Origin of the sequence: Paenibacillus sp. KS-LC4, from assembly GCF_036894955.1 — a bacterium.
Classification (GTDB): Bacteria; Bacillota; Bacilli; order Paenibacillales; family Paenibacillaceae; genus Pristimantibacillus.
This window is the reverse complement of sequence record NZ_CP145905.1, coordinates 5263874-5282687: the sequence shown is the minus strand read 5'-3', so window position 1 is coordinate 5282687 and position 18814 is coordinate 5263874. Positions and strand designations below refer to the sequence as shown.

The window sequence follows — 18814 nt, the reverse complement described above, 5'->3', positions numbered from 1 at the left end:
GGAGCGGCTTTTTGTGTTTTTAAAATAGGGGAAGGGAGCTGGGAAAAGAATGATGGCAAAAAGAAAAGCAGCGCTCTATATGACGATGATCGCTCTTGCGGGCATGCTGGCAGGATGCGGAGAAAAATCTGCAAACACAGGCGATGCAAGCACAAGTGAACATGAGGGTCATCAGCAGACGAGCCCGGCAGCTGCGCCGGAGGCTTCGAACTCAGGTGACGCGCATAGTGGACATACAGCAGGGGATGAGAAGGCAGAGATCTATAACGGTCATGGCGACATGGACGGTATGGAGCATGAGCAGGCAAACGCCCAGGTAAAGTGGAGCTTCCAAAGTGGGCAGCCGGCAGCCGGATCTGAAACCGTTATTGAGCTTAAGGTCACCGATGCTGCGGATACGCCCATCGAGAAGTTTGACTTGAATCATGAGAAGCTCATGCATTTAATTGCGGTAAGCAGTGACCTCAGCTATTTTTCGCATATACACCCGAGTTATGAAAGTGGCGGCAAGTTTACAGTAAAGGAAACGTTCCCGGAGGCGGGTTCATACAGGCTGTTTGCTGATTTCATACCAACAGGAGCTTCGCAGCAGACGGTGAGTACAGAGATGGAAGCATCGGGACAGGCTTCTGCTAAAGTCGAGCTGAAGGCAGACGATGAGCTTGTGCAAACGATTGAAGGCCAGAAGGTGAAGCTTGCGCTGTCTACGACGAAAGCGGGAGAGGAAGCTAAGCTCACGTACACCTTTGAGGATGCGGCGACAGGTGAGCCCGTTAAAGATTTAGAGCCTTATCTGGGCGCTGTTGGCCATGTCGTCATTATCAGCAGCGATTTGGAAAAATATTTGCATGTGCATCCACTGGATGAGGCATCAGCTGGTCCGGAAGCTGTGTTTGCCACCGAGTTCCCAGAGCCGGGCCTATATAAAATATGGGGGCAATTTCAGCGTGGCGGGAAAACGTTTATCGTCCCCTTCGTCGTGAACATTCAAGCTTAGACCAAACTTAGATGATTATTCTAAGGCGATTGAACTAAAACCGGATTTGTTAGAGGCGTATCTTAGCTGGGGAATTTATTTAAACAGATCATAACCTCAAATATTGGATACCTAATATTAAAGAGTTAAAACTGGAAAGTTGATAGATTAGCAGTGTTCGATATCAAAGCGATTCGGCTGACGGAGAACTCTCAAGGGTATTAGGAAATTATACATTTGAACTGACTGAAACAATGCCACAAGGCTGCTAAATATTGCAGAACGAACAGCTGTGTAACAAGGTGCTGCCCTAGAGTCATCTTGCGAGAGGATTTTAGGGCAGCTGCATTTTGTCAGCTAAGATAGGAGGGACAGGCGAAAGCTCACGCCTCCTGCTTCGCACAAGTAGGAGCACCGATTAACCATTGCCCTGCAAATGGCTCGGCAATGCCGCTTTTAGCCTCATACACCATGCTTCCTCTGCTCCAGGTAGCCATGACCCGGCAGCCAAATGTTCTGCCGATATAAGGATTATGCTTATGACGGTGATAAAGATGCTGCGCTTCAAGCGTGTAAGGGGCATTAAGCTGGAGCATAACAAGGTCGGCATCCGCTCCAAGCCGTATTTCGCCCTTCGTATCGCTAAGGCCAAACCTCTTAGCTGGTGCGAACGAAAGCATGCGACTTAGCATGGGGAGTGGTATTTCCCTCTTTGTGTAGCCTTCGTCTATCATTAGCTCCAGTGAATTTTGTGCACCAGCTATGCCTCCCCACGCCGTAAAATAATTGTCCGTTTGCTTCAACTCGCTCGGGCAGGGAGAATGGTCGGAGGCAATCATGTCAATGTGTCCAGCAGCAAGCATAGCCCAAAGCTGCTCCTGCTCTGATGGACTCCGCAGTGGTGGGGCACATTTCGCCGCGGGGCCAATCCGCTCCAAATCACGGTCTGTGAGCACCAAGTAATGAGGGCAAGTTTCCAAGGTCACATTGACCCCGCGCTGCTTGGCATCGGCTATCGTCTGGACAGCAGCCGCACTGCTTATATGGACAAAATGTAGAGCGCATCCCGTCTGCTCCGCGAACAGCAGAGCCCGATTAACCGCCTCAAGCTCAGCACGCACCGGGCGTGAAGCTGTATAATCTGCCGCAGATTTGGCGCCCTCAGCCAGCTTTTCTTTCGTCAAGGCAGCTACGATGGGCTCGCTCTCCGCATGAAGCGCTAGTACATGTCCAAGCTCTGCGATAATCTTCATGCCTGCCAGCAACGTCGCATCATCCACCTCGCGGAAGGCATCCTCGGATGGATCGCCGGGAGAAGACATAAAGGCCTTGAAGCCGATAACTCCAGCCTCATCGAGCGCTCGCAAGTCATCGAGATGCCCCGGAACAAGCCCGCCCCATAACGCATAATCTACAACTGATTTTCCTTGCGCGGCAGCAAGCTTCTGCTCCAATGCGTGAACGGTAACGGTTGGTGGAATGCCATTTAGCGGCATATCAATAAAAGTGGTGCAGCCGCCTGCTGCAAGAGCTGCGGAGCCGCTGGCAAAGCCCTCCCAAGCTCCGAGTCCCGGCTCGTTCAAATGGACATGGGCATCTATCATTCCGGGCATTACAATCATGCCGGCGGCCGAAATCGTTTTTTTAGCAGGAGTCGTCAGCTGCTTGGCAAGCTGTACAATTCGCCCATTGCTGATTCCAATATCCATTTGGCATACGTCATGGCTCAGAACAACTGACCCGTCCCGGATGATTAAATCCAATGGTTCCTTCATAAGCTCACCTCTGTCCTGTTAGGAGAATATAAACATAGAAGGCAGAACCACAAGGGCTCAGCCTTCCTGTTGAACGCATCTTATTTTGTAATGCTGGCTTTATTACTCTGTAACTAGCGCAGGATTAAGCGCCTTGAGCAGGCTTAGATCATGGTAAGATGCGAATTCAGGTATGCTCTTAATGTTGCCTACACTTTTCAAATATTCGCCTACAGCCTGACCGTTGCTTCCGTTCATGTAAGTATCATTGACTTCCATCGAATACACATTGCGATTCATAATCTCTCTGAGCTCGTCCTCGGTTAAATGCAGCTCAGGCGCCAAAATTTTAATCGCTTCTTCCCGGTTGTCATTAATATAAGCCGTCGCTTTCTCTAAAGCGCCAAGCATCGCTTTAATCGTGTTTGGATTTTCCTTCAAATACTCGTCCGTTACTTGCAGCGTTGTGTGTACGCTCATCCAGTTCACAGCGCCCGTTTTATCTGGAAGCTCGCTTTTCGTACCGCTGAACAGAAACTTGCCGCCGCCTTGAATCGCCTTCGTTATGAATGGCTCCCAAGCTGCCATAGCATCAATAGACCCATTTTGCAGAGCAACAACGGCGTCGCTTGGCGCGAGGTTCACATATTTAATTTTGCTTACGTCAACGCCGAGCTCCTTGCCCATATTATCAATGGCAAACTTGACGTCTGCTCCGCTTGGAATACCGATCGTCTTACCTTCCAGATCCTTTGCACTTTTCAATTCGAGCTTGCTTGAGCCAACGACTGCCTGTGTTCCGGCAATTTGAGCTAGCGGGGCTACTATTTTCACGGGAACATTGGAGGATTTCAAAATTATATCCATAAAGTTCGTCTGAATGCTGACGGGAGCGCTGCCCCCAGCAACCAATGGTGCAATATCCGGGCCGCTTTCAATGAGCTGACTTGTTACATCTAGGCCCGCTTCTTTAAAGTAGCCCAGCTTGTCGGCAATAATTTGCTGAGAGGAAATTTGGGCGTCACGTACCCCTACGAGTGTAACGGTTGTCGTCTCTGGAGTGTCATCGGCAGGAGCCTCAGGCGAGCTCGTTTCCGCTGCCGCGGCAGTTGGGGCCGAGCTTGCGTTTCCACTGCTTGCGCTCGTAGCTTCTTCCTTCGCGCCGCATGCCGTCAACACGACTGCCAAAGCGGAAACGACCATTAATTGTTGAACCCATTTTTTGTGATTAGCCATCGTAATCTCTCCCTATACCCAATGTTTTTTTTGTCTCTAGTTTGCTAAATATCCGGGGCTTCCAGCAGTTTTAAGTGGATCATGCTCCCCTGCGTGCACACGCTATTTCTCAACCGCCTCGTTCATCCCTCCTTTACGCCAGCTAAGAACTTTGTTCTCCATCAGCTTAAGCAATGCGGAGAAAATGCTATAAATCAAGCCAATAAAAATAATGGCGACGAACATATTGGAAATTTTAAAATAATTCCGTGCGTCTACGATAATATAGCCGAGCCCGGATTTGGCTCCCATCATCTCGGAGACGATTAGCGCGGAGAAGGATAAGCCGAGGCTGACTCTGGCTCCTACTATGAAGCTCGGAATAGCGGAGGGAAGCAGCACTCTTCTGAAAATTTGACGCTCCGAAGCGCCGAGGCTCATTGCCGAGCGAATAAGGGTGGACGGAACCGTTTTGAATCCGTCTACCGTATACACCAATACCGGCAGGAAAGTCGTCCAAGCGATGAGCAGCACCTTCGGGAATTCACCGATGCCGAACCAGATAATAATGAGCGGAAGCAGGGCGAGTGCCGGGATCGGGCCTACTAGATTAAGCAGGGGAGACATCCAGCGCTCCACCTGGCGAAACTTGCTCATTAATACGCCCATGAAAACCGCAAGCACACATCCGATTACAAAACCGGCTGCAATGCGCAAGGTGCTGGACAGCAGGCTGTCAAAGAGAAGCCCGGTTTGCGCTAGGGACCAAGCATCAACGATGACGAGTGAAGGTGGTGGAAGAAAAAGCGGATTGAACAAGGCCAGCTTCATATTCATTTGAGAAAAAACTTCCCACAAAATGAAAAAGGTCAGATAGGGAATGAAATTCGATGTTTTCATAAAGCTAGATCCTGCTTTTGTCTGCGTCTTGCGTGCGATCTTATGTGCTCCAAGCTTGGCCACTTGCGCCCGCTCGGCCGTGAAAGAACCCGATGTCTCGCTCATTGTATAGTCGCCTCCAATTCATTCTCCATCAAAACGTGCTCGATTCGCTGCATGGCCTCGCCGAAGCCGGGCATATCGAAGGTGCGGGGATGCGGAATATCGACCTTGAATTCATCAGCAATGACACCGTTCTTCATGACGACAACACGATCAGCCAAATAAATCGCTTCGCTTATGCTATGAGTCACGAACAAAGTAGTCGGCTTCAGCTTCTCACATATGCGGCGGAGCTCTCTGCGCATCATATCGCGGGTTAAAATATCCAAAGCGCCGAATGGCTCATCCATTAGCAAAATATCGGGAGAGCTTGCGAGCGCCCGGGCAATCCCGACTCGCTGCTTCATGCCGCCTGACAATTCGGCAGGGTATTGGTCTGCATATTTTTCCAAGCCTACCAGGTCTAGAAACTGTTTGCCGATTTCCTTCGCTTCGGCTTTGCCTGCTCCTTGAACCTCTGGTCCGAAGCTGATGTTTTCAAGTACCGTATACCAAGGGAACAGGGCATGATCCTGAAACACCATTCCACGGGCTTTGGAAGGTCCGCCAATGAGCTCGCCATCTACAAGTAGCTCCCCTTCATCAGGCAGCAAATAGCCAGCGATCATATTAAGCAGCGTAGATTTGCCGCAGCCGCTGTGACCGAGTATACATATAAACTCATGGGCATCCACCGTCAAATCGACATTTTTCAAAATCGTCCGTTCGCCAAAGCTTTTTCCTACATTACGCACCATCAATTTCATAGCTATCCCTCGCCTTCCCTCATTTAAGTGCTGCGTTGTACACGATATATGCGAATATTCCACACAACATCTAATCCAAGATTGGATACAATCCTAATTAAAAAAAATGATGAGCTTCTATTTCAGCCTTTCACGCTGGCGTAAGGAGCGTTTGCCAAGCGGAAAACCTCGCTTAACGATTGAGGAGCCGTTCCTTTTTCTTCAAACTGAAGCGTATCCTCGATTTCCTTTAAATGCTCGATCATTAACCGTTCCGCCTGCTCCGCCTCGCCTTGCTCAATCAAGAGCACTAATCGTCGATGATCGCTGCAGTGCATGTGCTTACTCATGCCATATAAAGCGATGATGACGTAGGTGAGTGAAATAAGCTCCTCTAAATAGCGGAAATAATAATGGTTGCCCGTGAACTCGGCGATTTTTAGATGAAAGTTGCCCGAGAGCCGAACGGCGAGCAAAGGGTCTCCGTTATGGTGAGCCGCGTGCTCCTCATCCAGCAGCTCGCTAAGCTGTTTGAGCTGTTCTTTAGTCAGCCTTCCACTTACCTTCCTCACCCCGGAAGCTTCAATGACTCTGCGCATTTCGAAAACTTCCTTGGCTTCCTCGACGGTAGGGCAGGCAACGAATGTTCCCTTGTATGGAATAACCGTCACCAGCTTCTCTCCGGCCAGCTTGCGCAGCACATTGCGTACAGGCGTACGGCTGACGCCAAACGATTCGGCAATAACCTCCTCGACGAGCTGCATGCTGGGGCGAAGCTTTTGCTGAATAATGGCATCTTTAATTGCTATATAAATATCAAGTTCATTTGCTATCCCCACAGGGAACCTCTCCTTTCAAAGGTGGATCAGTCAAACGAAAGTGTTTGTAATGTTTTATAACATGAATAGTAAATTAAAAGCACTTTGTAAGTCAATATTTATTTTTGAATGGGCTGAAAGGATGGTTTTTAGGAGTGTTTTTCGGGTTTCTAGCTGGGATCAATGTTATTACGTGTAGAAGCTAGTCTTTTTTACTAGCTCAGCTTCAGATTATGTTATATTAATGTCATATAAAGTTACATTAATTATGAGCTAATAGATGATTACTCATTTGCGTTTTGTCCTATTTTAATCTATAAAAAACACCTATATAGTGGTAGAATTGGATGGGTAAAATTATTTTGGGGTTATGCTTATTATTTATTTTTATAACATTATAAAGTTGAGAGGATTGAAGCATCATTTTTAACTTTTATTTTCGTATCAGTGTAACAGGCTTAATTATTCTGCTTATGTCATTGGTTTATTTGTCTAAGGAGCAAGCGGTATCTGCGAGGGAGGTTGTTCAAGAGTTTGCGTCAAGCTCGGCCGTTAAGGTGAATAAAAACCTTACACGAGCCGAGGCGGCGAGCATGCTGAGCCGGGTTACTCAATTGCCAAAGCCCGATATGGCGAATGTAGCGTCGGTATTTCCCGATCTGGACAACCATAGCAGCCGCAGCGATGTGCGTAAGCTTGTTGCCCTTGGAATGATTGCGAAAAATGACTACCCCAATGGCTTCCAGCCTGACAAGGCGGTGACCCGCTATGAGATCATGAAATGGATGGCTAGCGGACTTGCGGCGTCCGACGAAAGCTTCAAGCAAGCGCTAGCGGATACGGTGAATACGTTGCTGCCTACTCCTGAGACTTTTAAAGGCGGCATTGCGGACAAGCAAATTCCGTACATCGCCGTTATTCGAGGAACGGGCATTATTACAGGGATGCAGGATGGCACGTTTCGGCCTGCTGATCCCATTTCGAAAGCGGAGCTAGCAGCTAGTCTGCTCCGCTATAAGCGAGTGGAGGGCACCAAAGCCGAAGGCTATCAGGCTTTAAATGAGCTGCGCGAGGTAGGATTAACCGGCACTAACCTGACCAGCATTACGAAATATAAATATTCGCGGGAATCTTATTACAACGAAGATGGAAGCTATCGGCTCGAAGCTGTTGCCAAGGTTGGAATTAACTTGGATCAGCATATTGATGCCCGTACATTAGAGCCGTATCTCAGCATTCCTGGCATCGGACTGGATTACCAGCAGTATGTAAATGGCTATAGCCAACGTTATAAATTCGTCAAGCTTGAGGAGCTTGGAATGAGTCTTGAGGAAGCTGTCGCTGAAGCCTATGACAGCGGTTATTCTCCTAGACTCGGAGTGGAGGAGCCAAGCAAGCTTAGTCCAAAAGATTTGAAATTGCTGCTTTCTCATGAGGACGCCTATATTAATGTAGAGCAGAGCCGAATGCCGTTTACCTCCTTTGCTGATGTGGTTGACAGCCCGATTAAAGCCAAGAAGGTCGCTACGGTCAAGCTTCACCGAATGATTTTCGTCGATGTTCCCGTGACGGGCAAGGGGGAGGCGAAGGGGGTTTATGCAAGCTATTTTGCTGATTCTATTGCTTCTTGGGGCAAGCTTGATAACAGTGTTTACATGGCCTTCACGGAAATGACCATCCAGACGCATGCGGAGAAAATGGATCTTATGGGCTTCTATAACGCCATTGGCAATGGGAATGGGAACGGATTTTTCAAATTCAGCCGTCTCGCTCCCGAAACGATGGACAAAAACGGACTGACTACCGTTCCGATGGCAACCTCCACTTATTTTACTAAGGATAGCGTCAGACGCTTTTGGACCTTTGGCACCTATCTGAAAAGCAACCATTATCCGCCTCACCTTAAAACCGACTCAGGAGCTTACTTCAGAACGTATTATCAATCCTAATCGAAGCACCCCTTCGCTCAATGAGAGCGAGGGGGTGCTTTTTCACTTGCTGCTTAAAGGTTGTGCGGGTTGGGTGTCTATTTTGATCAACTACCTTGCATAGCAATGTATATAAATATATAATGCAGTTTAGGAGGTGACACCTTTTGCCAATTGAGAAAGAGATTTTGAAGGGCTATATCGATATTATTATTCTTTCGTTGTTGTTTGAGAAAGATATGTACGGTTACGAGATGGCTAAGATGGCTCATCATAAATCACAATTTGAATTAAAAGAGGGAACGATGTATTTATCTTTGAAAAGAATGGAGAAAAACGGGCTTATTGAATCATATTGGAATGACAGCGAGTCTGGGGGCAGCAGAAGGAAGTATTATAAAATTCTTACCGGCGGTGTAGATCGATTGAGGCAGAAAAAACAGGAGTGGATTGAAATTAATCAAGTGCTTTCCACTTTTTTGGAAGGGGTCGAATGATGAAGCAAATTGATGCATTTATTGATGAGCTATACCAAAATGTACGGGATACCGCTCAAGTAAGAGAGCTTAAGGAAGAAATGCGTGTCCACTTGCTGGAGTCTATAGATGAATTGCAAAGCCAAGGTCTTTCTTTGGAAGAGAGCATTCGAACTGCCTTTGAAAAATTCGGCGATGTAAATAAACTAAAGAAGGAATTAACCGAAAATGATGTTATTCGCCGTACGCGAGCAAGGAGATTTTTAGCGCTCATTGTGATACTTGGTGTTTTAGGCTCTGCTATTTTACTTCTATATAGCGTATGGAACGACAATATTTCACAAGACAAATTAAATCAGGTTTTTGATGTGGCTAAAACATACGCTAATAATGATGAAATGTCCGAGGAGCTCCTAGTCGATATTTTGGAAAATAATACGAGTATTTCGGCAATCGGGTTTAAACGGGTTCCTGCCGGAAAATCTAGTCTAGAGTATCCTTATGAATATATATATCCTGCGAACACGCCTATCAATTCTTATGGGGAATTTAAAACTCCTACTCCAAACGGTGTTTGGCTTATTAAAAACTATAAATATTCATTATTGGCTCAAAGCACCGATCGTACTGTAACTTTTGCTATTGATGTGATGCAATGGAAGTATCCATATCAATTTTATTTTTTGGGGCGTGTATTGCTTATTATATACTGGCTGCTCTTTATCGTCTGGGCCACTACAAATTTGTATGTCAATCATACTCGAAATAAATGGAAATGGATTGTCATTTTCACTTTATTCAATGTAATTGGCTATTGGCTGTACATCGATGAAATTAAATCGGCGCAACTGCGAAGATCTTGGCTTTATATTAAAATGATTGCATGCCTCGCTGGTTTATATATTGGTTATCGGGGCATAAATTTGATGCTGCTGCCGACAAAAAGTGGGGATATGGATATTATTGTATTTGGTATGGATATCCCTTTAAACACACAATCTCTAATTATTTATGGAGCTGTATTCGTGCTGGCGGGTATTTTTCTAGTACTTACCCCCATCGTCATTCATAATAAACTGGTTTGGAAAAAGGGATAATAACACTAACAAATCGTTATCCGTATGCTGCCTAAAGCATATAACAAGGGCTATCCCCGGAATGTTTAGTTCCAGATATAGCCCTTGTATTTGAATCATAAGCCTCTCAAGCTGTTAGATCGTTTCGGCAGCCGGAGCAGCCTGTGTCTTTACTGCATCAGGGGCAGCCATCCTTGCTTGTGCTTGCGTCTCCACCTGCTCATCAGGGGCAGGCGCTGCCGCTTGAAGCGCTGCTTGGTTAAGCAAGCTCCACGGCTTATTGTAATGCGGCTGGAAGAAGAAGTCGACGAAGCCAAGCTCATCAATCGTCATGCGATTTTGAATGCATACCGACATCGTATTCATCATTTGCGTCAGATCGGCCTTCGATAAAATTTGTGCACCTACGATACGCTCGCTGTCCGCTTCATAAACGATTTTTAGCGTGACCTCTTCGAACGTTGGCATAAATTCAGGACGATAGTTTTCGACAATGGTGACCGTCTTCACATTCATTTCGGCAGCAAGCGCAGCCGTCTCAGTTAGACCTGTCGAAGCAATATTGTAGTCAAAAAGCTTAATCGCCGACGTTCCTTGCGTGCCTAAATATTTCACGCGCGGCTGCAGCAGGTTTTTGCCGATGAGCGTTCCCATCCGAACCGCATTCGTTGCGAGCGGAATGTAGGCGTGCTGGCCAGTTGGGTTATACATAACGGCGCAGCTGTCTCCGGCAGCGAATACATCCGGTTGGCTGGTGCGCATGTATTCGTCGACGATAATTGCGCCATTGGGCAGCATATCAACTTGGCCCTTCAGCAGCTCCGTATTAGGACGGAAGCCGATGCACATAATGACAAGATCAGCCTCGTATTCGCCTTTGGTCGTCAAAATCTGCTTCACTTCTCCATTCGTGCCTTTAAAGCCAGTAACGGTCTGGTCAAGCGCAAGCTCAATGCCATGGGCGACGAGATCGGCTTCAATGACGTCGGTGTATTCCTGATCCAAATATTTATACAAAATACGATCCATATTATCAATCAGCGTCACCTGCTTGCCGAGCTGCTCGAACGCTTCCACCAGCTCGATGCCGATGTAGCCCGCGCCGATGACAGCAATGCGGCTTGCATATTTCGCTTTTTCAATAATCGTTTGGGCGTGATTGTAGTTTTTGCATAAAACAATATTTTCAAGCTCTATGCCTTCAAGCTTCGGAATAATCGGCCACGAGCCAGTCGTTACGACGAGCTTGTCATAGCTGTTGGCAAACGTTTCATTCGTCAGCAGATTGCGGACGGTTACGGTTTTTGCTTCGGTATCGACGTTCAGTACCTCATGCTGCATATGCGTTTGAACGCCCATGACAGCGAGCTGCTCAGGCGAAGCGTAGAAAAGCTTGGTTGGATCTTTGACGACCCCGCCGACATGAAGGGCGATGCCGCACGACAGGAAGGAAATGTTGTCATTTTTCTCGAAAACGGTAATTTCCGCCTCAGGGTGTAGCTTGATCATTTGATTTATAGCGGCAGTTCCTGCATGTGTACATCCAATAACGGTAACCTTCATAGTAGGGGCCTCCTCGAGTGTATGTGAATGTTTTCACAACCATAATGTTTAATGTGAAATGATTCACAATGTGTTGTTGGTCTTAGCATAATGCATTCGATGCCTGAAAACAAGGTCGGAATTGTGAACTTTTTCACAAGACAAGGTAAGATAAGGTAAGGCATAGCCCGTTCGAGCCATATTCAAACGAGTTATTTTCAGGCACAATGAAAGGTGTACAATGGGTATACTCTATCTAGTCATAGAATAGCAGGGCAGTGGCGCGAGGGCCAGACGTCAATGAGAAAAGAGGGATGCGGCTTGACTCAGCCGGTTCGAATATTAATTGTGGACGACCATCATCATGCGCGCGAGGGTATTCGGGCGATTTTGCAGGCGGAGCCTTTGTTTGAGGTGGTCGGCGAGGGAAGCAGCGGGCTTGAAGCGCTTGCCCTTACGGAGCAGCTAATGCCGGATTTGATTTTGATGGATATTAATATGAAAGAGATGGACGGGCTAGAAGCGACGAAGGAAATCAAAGCCCGTTACCCTTATGTGAAAATCGTGATTATAACCGTATCGGATGATATAACGCATCTGTTTGAGGCGCTAAAGAAAGGTGCGCAAGGCTATTTGCTTAAAAATTTAAATCCCGGAGCCTGGCGCGAATATTTGAAGGCGATTGCGCTTGATGAAGCGCCTTTGTCGCGGGAGCTGGCGCAGCGCATTTTGCAGGAGTTTGCCCTTGCAGGAGCGGGCAGGCAGCAGGAGGAAAGTCCGCTCACGGCGCGGGAGCAGGAGATTTTGCGTTGTGTGGCACAGGGAGCGGGCAATCGGGATATTGCCAGCATGCTGATGATTTCCGAGCATACGGTGAAGAACCATCTCAAAAACATTTTGCAGAAGCTTCATTTGGACAATCGCGTACAGCTGGCGAAATATGCGTTCGAGCAAGGATATTTGCGGGACTAGAGCTTTGAAGGGGGCTTGTGCAAGGCAGGCGAAGCGTCATCAAAGGTTCACAGCTTGGCGGTAATGCTGGTGCGGAAATAGCCCTTTGTAGTCATTCTTTCCCTGCGGGCAGGTCGATATAATAGGATTTAGTTATCCAATATCAATGCTCAGGGGGCTATTTTAATGATCGTTTGGAAAAAGAAACTGGCAGCCGCAGCGCTTGCCGCAGTACTAACATTCAGCGTCTCGGCGACGGCGTTCGCTCATGACGGCTGGACACAGACGAATGCGCCGATTATCGCGCAGGGTGAGGTTGCGTATGTGGATATGCTTTTCGGCAACCACTCCAATGATCACAAAAGCTATCGCATTACCGGCCAATGGGGCGTAGACAGCTCAAAGGTTTATGTGACCTCTCCAGCAGGTGTGAAGACGGACATTACGTCAACACGGTTTTACACAGGGGAAGCAGCTACAGAGACGGAACCAGCCGTAAACAATGGTTTTGTCGCTTCCTTCTCGGCGGCATCGCCAGGCGCTTACATTGTGACCGGTGAGTCGGACAGCGTGAATACGACCTCGCTCAGCCGCTCGATGCGCAGTGCGAAATCGTTCGTAGCCATCAGCGATCTTCCTCTTCTTGCCCGGGTCAGCGCGCTGAAAGGCTTTGCAAATCCGGTAAGCCTTGACCGTGCGGAATTCGTTCCACAGTTCAATCCGGCGGCTGCCGTGCCAGGGCAGGAGGTAAAGGTGCAACTGCTGCTGAAGGGCAAGCCGGTAGCGGATGCAGAGGTATCGCTCATTCGCCGCAGCAACTCCGAAGGTCAGACGCTGACAACGGATGACAATGGCTTTGTGACTTATAAGACGGGAGCGGCCGACTATTATTTGCTTCGTGCTTCGACGTCTACGGACGAGAGCAAAGAGGGCGAATATACGAAGGTCAATTATACGGCAACGATGACCTACACGGTGCAAAATGCAGCCGTCAAGCTGCCAGCAGGTAAAGTCAGCCCCATTCCTTATGTATATGTCGATGGGAAGCTTGTGTCCAGCGATAGCCTGACCCTTGTAAAAGGCTCAACGAACGCGAGCGCCGACTTCCTGAAGCAGTATATTGATCCAAGCTACAGCAGCAAAAACGCAGCGTCCTTGCGTCAAACAGCTGAAAAAGCGGGAGCGGTTGTCGAATTTTTGCCAGCAGTTGGCGACACCCGTGCGGCTGTGCTGATATATACGAAAAAATAGAACGCCTAAAGCGGCAGCGGGCAAACGTGCTTAGCCTGCCAGCGAACATCAAAGGAAAGCAGCTGCCCTAAACGCGCAGTGCTGTTTACGCATAGCGGGGTCGCCATCATTCGGCGGCTCTGTTTGCATGAGAAGGAAGGAGAGGCGAATGATTCCTTATAAGTTGAAAATAAACCTGCTTGCGCTGGCGGCGCTGCTGCTGTTCATGCTTTGCAATCCGGCCCTTGCAGACGCGCATGCGAATATGGAGCGCTCGACTCCGCTTCAGGATGCCGAGCTAAGCGAATCGCCTTCATCCATTCGCATTCAATATACAGAAGAGTTCGATCCCGATTTAAGCCGGATTGTGCTGGAGGATGAGGCTGGCATTGCGATAAAGGGCAAGCTGTCTGCGGAGAAGGACAGATGGCTCGTTTATACGATTCCTAAGCTGTCTCCAGGTATCTATAAGGTAAAATGGCAGGTGCTGTCCGTGGATACACATGTCACGGACGGTTCCTTTCACTTTGCGGTCGGCGTGCCGCTCGCGACGACGAAGCCAAGCGATACGATTTCGCTTGACGGCGGTGATAGCAACGCCTCGCCGCCACCGGCAGCTACGGCTACGGCGAAGCCTAGCGCCTCCGTCTCGCCTAGTGCCGGAACTGGAAGCGCGAGCGCGGGCAAGGATGCTTCAGCGGGAGCGGCTAGCCAGCCGGGCAGCGGAAGCGTCAGCAGTAGCAGCGCCGCCGCTGGCGGTAAAGGCGGCTCGCAGGGTTGTGTTAACGCTACCGGCAGCGGCTCTGGAGGCAAGGTGTCTGGAGACGCGGCATCTGGAGGAACTTCCTCAGAAGGCAAGACGAATGGCAATGGAAGCGGCTCGGCGAATCCTGTAACAAGTGCTGGCTCAGAAAGCGTTAAAGGAGTAGGAAGTGACACTGGAGCGAGCGCTGGGACAGCGGAAGCCTCCAGTAGCTCCGGTCAAGGCGGAACTAGCTCGGTAACGGAACCGGGTCGATCGCCCGCAGTCGGGGGCAGCGAAATACCCGCAGGAAGTGAAGAGGCTGCGGGCTCCTCTAAAGGGAGCGAAGGGAAATCGGCAAGCGACGAGTTTGCTGTAACGGCTAATAGCGAGCAGCAAGCTGTAGCAGGTCTTGATCCATCAAGCAGGGTCCCCAATTCGCCTACTGCGGCGGAAGGGGATGGAGCAGCGGGAGAAGCGGAGCAAGCAGCGAATGAATCGCATGGGCATTCAATGTCTGGCGATCATGGAGCCGATCATGACATGGATATGGATATGGACGGCAATATGATCGGCCATTCGGATGATCATGACGCTGGACATCAGAGCGATTGGCGAACCGTTATTTACACGCTGCTGCGGATTGTTGAGGTCATCGCTGCGGCGTGTATAGCTGCTTTTTTATATGCCAGATATGTGCTTTGGTCGCGTGCGGATAGCTCGGAGATACCACGGCTGCTTAGCAAGCGCAGCGAGCGCCTGTTGTTTATAGGTGCGGCGCTAGTGCTTGGCGCCACAGGGTTTTTCCATGTATGGCTGTTAGCAGAGCAGCTTAGCGCATTTGATATGGGAAGCGGCGGCGCGCTGTATCAGAAGATTTTATCCACAACGATGGTGGGACGCGCAGCATGGCTGCGGCCTGCATTGGCGGCGCTTATACTGCTGCTCGCCTATGCGCCGCAGCGTGATGAACGCTGGGTTGCGCCGCTGAAGTGGCTGATGGCTTTGCTGTTAACGGTGCTTTACCCATTAACGGGTCATGCTAATGCTTCTAGTCTCCTTTCAGTGGCGGTGCTGTCGCATATTGTGCATATATGGACCGCAGCCATATGGTTCGGCGGCATCCTCGCCATCATTGGGGCTACTTGGAAGACTGGTTTTCCTAGCGTCGAGAAGCAGCGAGATGCGTTAATGCTCATGATCAAGCGATTTTCACAGGTCGCGCTGCCTATTATTATTTTGCTGGCCGCAACAGGCATTCTGTTGTCCTTGCAGCGGCTTAACGCTTGGACGGAGCTCGCAGACAGCAGCTATGGACGCTTGGTCGTGCTAAAAACGCTGCTGCTGGCTGCCGTTATCGGCATTGGCGCTTATCATCGCTTTTCCCTCATGCCGCGTTTGGCGGCAGGGATGGAGAAAGGGGCAGCAGGCAGCAGCTCCGCTCCTAAATTTGTGCAAGCGGTGCGTATAGAGGCGCTGCTGGCGTTGGCTGCTTTTATCGCAGCTGGCATACTGTCTTCCACTGCGCCGCCAGAGCAGCCTGCTTTTGCTGAGCCTGTGTACTGGCATGTGATGGGCGATAAAGCTCATATGTCTATGCGAATTAAGCCAGAAGAGCAGAGCTATCAGCTGGATGTGTGGCTGCCGACTGGTATGGGGGCTCCAACGCTTATCGCGGTACAAGCGAAGGATGACAGCGAGCAGAGGGAATTGCGGGACATTCCCTTTGAGTTCAACAAGGGCGGGCCTGATCCTTACGGCTATGAGGGCTTTGACAAATATACGTATTTGTCGAAGGCTCCCGTGCCTGCGGTCGGCGATATATGGGATATGACGATTGTTATTACCGATCCAACGGGCGAGGAGCATCGCTATGAGAAGCGCATACCTTAGTGCGCAAAACAAGCGATATCCGCTAGGCCGCGAAACGACTAATTCGCATATAATCCGAACATAAACGAATGAGCATACAACGGAAAGAGGAGCCAATCTTGCTCCTCTTTCTTTTTTTTGAAATATGCAAAAAGGAATAGAAAGGAAACAATGCCTTTTAGTATGGAACGATTTAGCAACCGTGAATGGAAGATGATACGGATACCATAATCATTTTGTTGAAAAGTTGTTACAAATACAAAGAAAATTCTATCAATTTTCAAGTGAGCTCTGTCGACTATAGTTACATATACAATAAATGCAAGCTGGGGGAATCCTATCATGAAGGAGAAGAGAGAGATGAAGAAAAAATCGCAGTGGCAGCAAAAGTTTTATATGAGGAGGCTCAGAAGCAGGCTCCTTCTCTACATTTCCTTGATGCTCATTTTATCACTGGCCGTTTCTACGTTTTTTTCTTACAGCAACGCTAAAATTCAGCTTCAGGATAAAATGGGACAAACAGCAGCTTCTACAGTGTCCTCGCTCGATATTTCAATCGATCAGATAATTGGGCTTGAGAAAGCCAATGTAAAGCAATTAGCCTACTTGCTCTCATCGGCAGCAGTAGATGAAAGGTCTGAGACTGCTCAGGCGCTTATAGACAATTTTACAGCAAGCCATCCAGAGGTAGAGATTGTAACGATTGGCAACGCGAACGGCAACTGGATGAAATCACCGAATCCGGGACAGGAGGATTACGACCCGCGTGAGCGCTCTTGGTACAAGGCGATTATGGCGGCCCCGGGAGAAGTTGTCGTATCCCAGCCGGGTCTATCAGCAACGACGAATAAGTATACGATTACGGTATCTCAAGCGTTTGCGGATGGTCAGGGCGGGGTTACCGTTGCTTTGAGCGTAGAGGCCATTGGGCAATTAATTCAGAATGTCAAAATCGGTTCAGAGGGCTTTGTTTATTTAATGGATCAGCAGGGCGTTATTCTAGCGCATCCTACCATTGAAGTGGGAACGCCGATTAATAATGAAGGTATTCAGACGATTTTGGAGCAGGATAGCGGAGAGCTATTCTACAATGATCCGATTAATAATGTGGAACGCAAAGCCTTTTACGTAACGAATAAGGATACCGGACTAAAATTGGTCGGGGCTCTGCCAACTCAGGAGTTTACGGAGGCCGCACAGCCTATATTGCTTAACTCGCTGCTCGTTATGGTCATTTCGCTCGTTGCGGCATTTCTCATTCTATTTTTTATTATCCGCGCTATTACAAGGCCTATCGAGCAATTAAACCGTGCAGCCAGAAGAGTAAGCGAGGGCTACTTGCAGGAAAAAGTCGAGACGAAGCGCCGGGACGAAATCGGGGAGCTTGCCGGCAACTTCAACGCGATGGTTGCTTCTCTCCGCGGCATTGTCATGGAGGTGGCGGATTCGTCGAATCAGCTAGCGGCTGCCAGCCAGCAGCTTAGTGCAAGCACAACGGAAAATACGAAGACGGTGGAGCTTGTATCGGAGCTGATCGGTGGAGCGGCACAAGGGGCGGAAAATCAAGCGCGCATGACGGACGAGACGCGCAGAACGATGGAGGAAATGGCGATCGGCATTACGAGAATTGCCGAAGCCTCGTCTGAAATTGTGCAATCGTCGAAGGAGACGGAGCACAATGTTATGGAAGGCAGCGATAAAGTACAGGAAGTAACGGTCCAAATGAGAAAAATCGGCGAATCCATCGACCGCTCCTCCGAGCAGATCGAGCAGCTGCATGAGCTTAGCGCACAGGTGACGCAGATGAGTACAGCGATTGCAGGCATTGCCAAGCAGACGAATCTTCTGTCGCTTAATGCGGCCATTGAAGCATCACGGGCGGGCGATCACGGGAAAGGCTTTGCCGTCGTTGCACAGGAGGTGCAGAAGCTGGCAGACCAGTCGAAGACGACAGCGGATCAAATACTGGAGACGATTGGCCGGATGACGAAGCTGGTTGCAGCTACTTACGATATGATGAAATACAAAGTTTCGGAGGATATGCGGGGGGGACTGCGCGTAACAGAGGAAGCGAGGCAGGCGCTGGCAAGCATTGAGCAATCCACGAGGTTGATCGTCCAGCAAATTCATGATGTTTCAGCTGTGACGGAGGAAATGTCGGCAAGTGCTGAGGAGGTGGCGGCATCCGTTCATGAGGTTTCGGGTATTGCGAACGAATCGTCACAATCGTTCCGCCAGGTGACGCAGGCTGGCAACCAGCAGCTCGACGCCATGGAGGGCATTTCCTCATCAGCAGTCGGTCTGTCGGAAATTGCTTCCGAGCTGCAAAACAAAGTAGGCAGCTTTAAACTGTAAACTGTAGAATTTTATTCTTCAATTAGAGTGAAAATTGAAATAGCCGTCCATGCTAGACGGCTATTTTGCTTCATTTTTTAAATTACTTGCATGTAAGGAATGTTAGTTCATCACAAAACAGGACTATAGTAATACGTAAAGTTACTTTATCA

The 18814-nt window shown here is 48.9% G+C and carries 14 protein-coding genes; 8 read left to right on the top strand and 6 right to left on the bottom strand.

Annotated elements, in window-relative coordinates; genetic code table 11:
* The first annotated feature begins 49 nt into the window (after window positions 1-49).
* Window positions 50-997, top strand: coding sequence for a hypothetical protein (locus V5J77_RS22385; RefSeq protein ID WP_338553053.1), 948 nt, complete (start codon window positions 50-52; stop codon window positions 995-997).
* Between the two features lie 362 nt (window positions 998-1359).
* Here the strand turns inward: V5J77_RS22385 and V5J77_RS22380 are convergent, their stop codons facing one another.
* From V5J77_RS22380 to V5J77_RS22360, 5 genes are all read right to left on the bottom strand, one after another.
* A complete protein-coding gene (locus V5J77_RS22380) occupies window positions 1360-2751 on the bottom strand; it encodes an allantoinase (RefSeq protein ID WP_338553052.1) in 1392 nt (463 codons plus the stop codon).
* Window positions 2752-2853: 102 nt separating this feature from the next.
* The gene (locus V5J77_RS22375) at window positions 2854-3966 is read right to left on the bottom strand and encodes an ABC transporter substrate-binding protein (RefSeq protein ID WP_338553051.1); all 1113 of its coding nucleotides are present in this window, start codon (window positions 3964-3966) and stop codon (window positions 2854-2856) included.
* 102 nt (window positions 3967-4068) lie between these two features.
* Window positions 4069-4950 carry an ABC transporter permease gene (locus V5J77_RS22370; protein WP_338553050.1) on the bottom strand — a complete coding sequence of 294 codons (882 nt, stop codon included), beginning with the start codon at window positions 4948-4950 and terminating at the stop codon, window positions 4069-4071.
* Window positions 4947-5693 carry an ABC transporter ATP-binding protein gene (locus V5J77_RS22365; protein WP_338553049.1) on the bottom strand — a complete coding sequence of 249 codons (747 nt, stop codon included), beginning with the start codon at window positions 5691-5693 and terminating at the stop codon, window positions 4947-4949. The genes V5J77_RS22370 and V5J77_RS22365 overlap by 4 nt, the downstream gene beginning before the upstream one ends.
* Before the next feature lie 122 nt (window positions 5694-5815).
* Entirely contained in the window at window positions 5816-6511 is a 696-nt protein-coding gene (locus tag V5J77_RS22360) for a GntR family transcriptional regulator (RefSeq protein ID WP_338553048.1), read from the bottom strand.
* Window positions 6512-6963: 452 nt separating this feature from the next.
* Between V5J77_RS22360 and V5J77_RS22355 the strand changes: the two genes are divergently transcribed.
* The 3 genes from V5J77_RS22355 (at window position 6964) to V5J77_RS22345 (ending at window position 9991) form a co-directional block, all read left to right on the top strand.
* A complete protein-coding gene (locus V5J77_RS22355; protein ID WP_338553047.1) occupies window positions 6964-8439 on the top strand; it encodes an S-layer homology domain-containing protein in 1476 nt (491 codons plus the stop codon).
* A gap of 146 nt (window positions 8440-8585) precedes the next feature.
* Complete coding sequence (locus V5J77_RS22350; protein WP_338553046.1) at window positions 8586-8915, top strand: PadR family transcriptional regulator; 330 nt, start codon at window positions 8586-8588, stop codon at window positions 8913-8915.
* Window positions 8912-9991, top strand: a complete 1080-nt coding sequence (locus V5J77_RS22345; RefSeq protein ID WP_338553045.1) for a permease prefix domain 1-containing protein — start codon at window positions 8912-8914, stop codon at window positions 9989-9991. The genes V5J77_RS22350 and V5J77_RS22345 overlap by 4 nt, the downstream gene beginning before the upstream one ends.
* Window positions 9992-10105: 114 nt before the next feature.
* On the opposite strand, the gene V5J77_RS22340 is transcribed toward V5J77_RS22345, so the two are convergent.
* Window positions 10106-11533 (bottom strand): FAD-dependent oxidoreductase, encoded by a 1428-nt coding sequence (locus V5J77_RS22340; RefSeq protein WP_338553044.1) that lies wholly within the window; start codon window positions 11531-11533, stop codon window positions 10106-10108.
* 279 nt (window positions 11534-11812) lie between these two features.
* Between V5J77_RS22340 and V5J77_RS22335 the strand changes: the two genes are divergently transcribed.
* The 4 genes from V5J77_RS22335 (at window position 11813) to V5J77_RS22320 (ending at window position 18662) form a co-directional block, all read left to right on the top strand.
* Complete coding sequence (locus tag V5J77_RS22335) at window positions 11813-12484, top strand: response regulator transcription factor (protein ID WP_338553043.1); 672 nt, start codon at window positions 11813-11815, stop codon at window positions 12482-12484.
* Between the two features lie 165 nt (window positions 12485-12649).
* The gene (locus V5J77_RS22330; protein WP_338553042.1) at window positions 12650-13714 is read left to right on the top strand and encodes a DUF4198 domain-containing protein; all 1065 of its coding nucleotides are present in this window, start codon (window positions 12650-12652) and stop codon (window positions 13712-13714) included.
* A gap of 148 nt (window positions 13715-13862) precedes the next feature.
* A complete protein-coding gene (locus V5J77_RS22325; RefSeq protein WP_338553041.1) occupies window positions 13863-16328 on the top strand; it encodes a CopD family protein in 2466 nt (821 codons plus the stop codon).
* A 321-nt stretch (window positions 16329-16649) separates the two neighbouring features.
* Window positions 16650-18662 (top strand): methyl-accepting chemotaxis protein, encoded by a 2013-nt coding sequence (locus tag V5J77_RS22320; protein WP_338553040.1) that lies wholly within the window; start codon window positions 16650-16652, stop codon window positions 18660-18662.
* Window positions 18663-18814 lie beyond the last annotated feature (152 nt).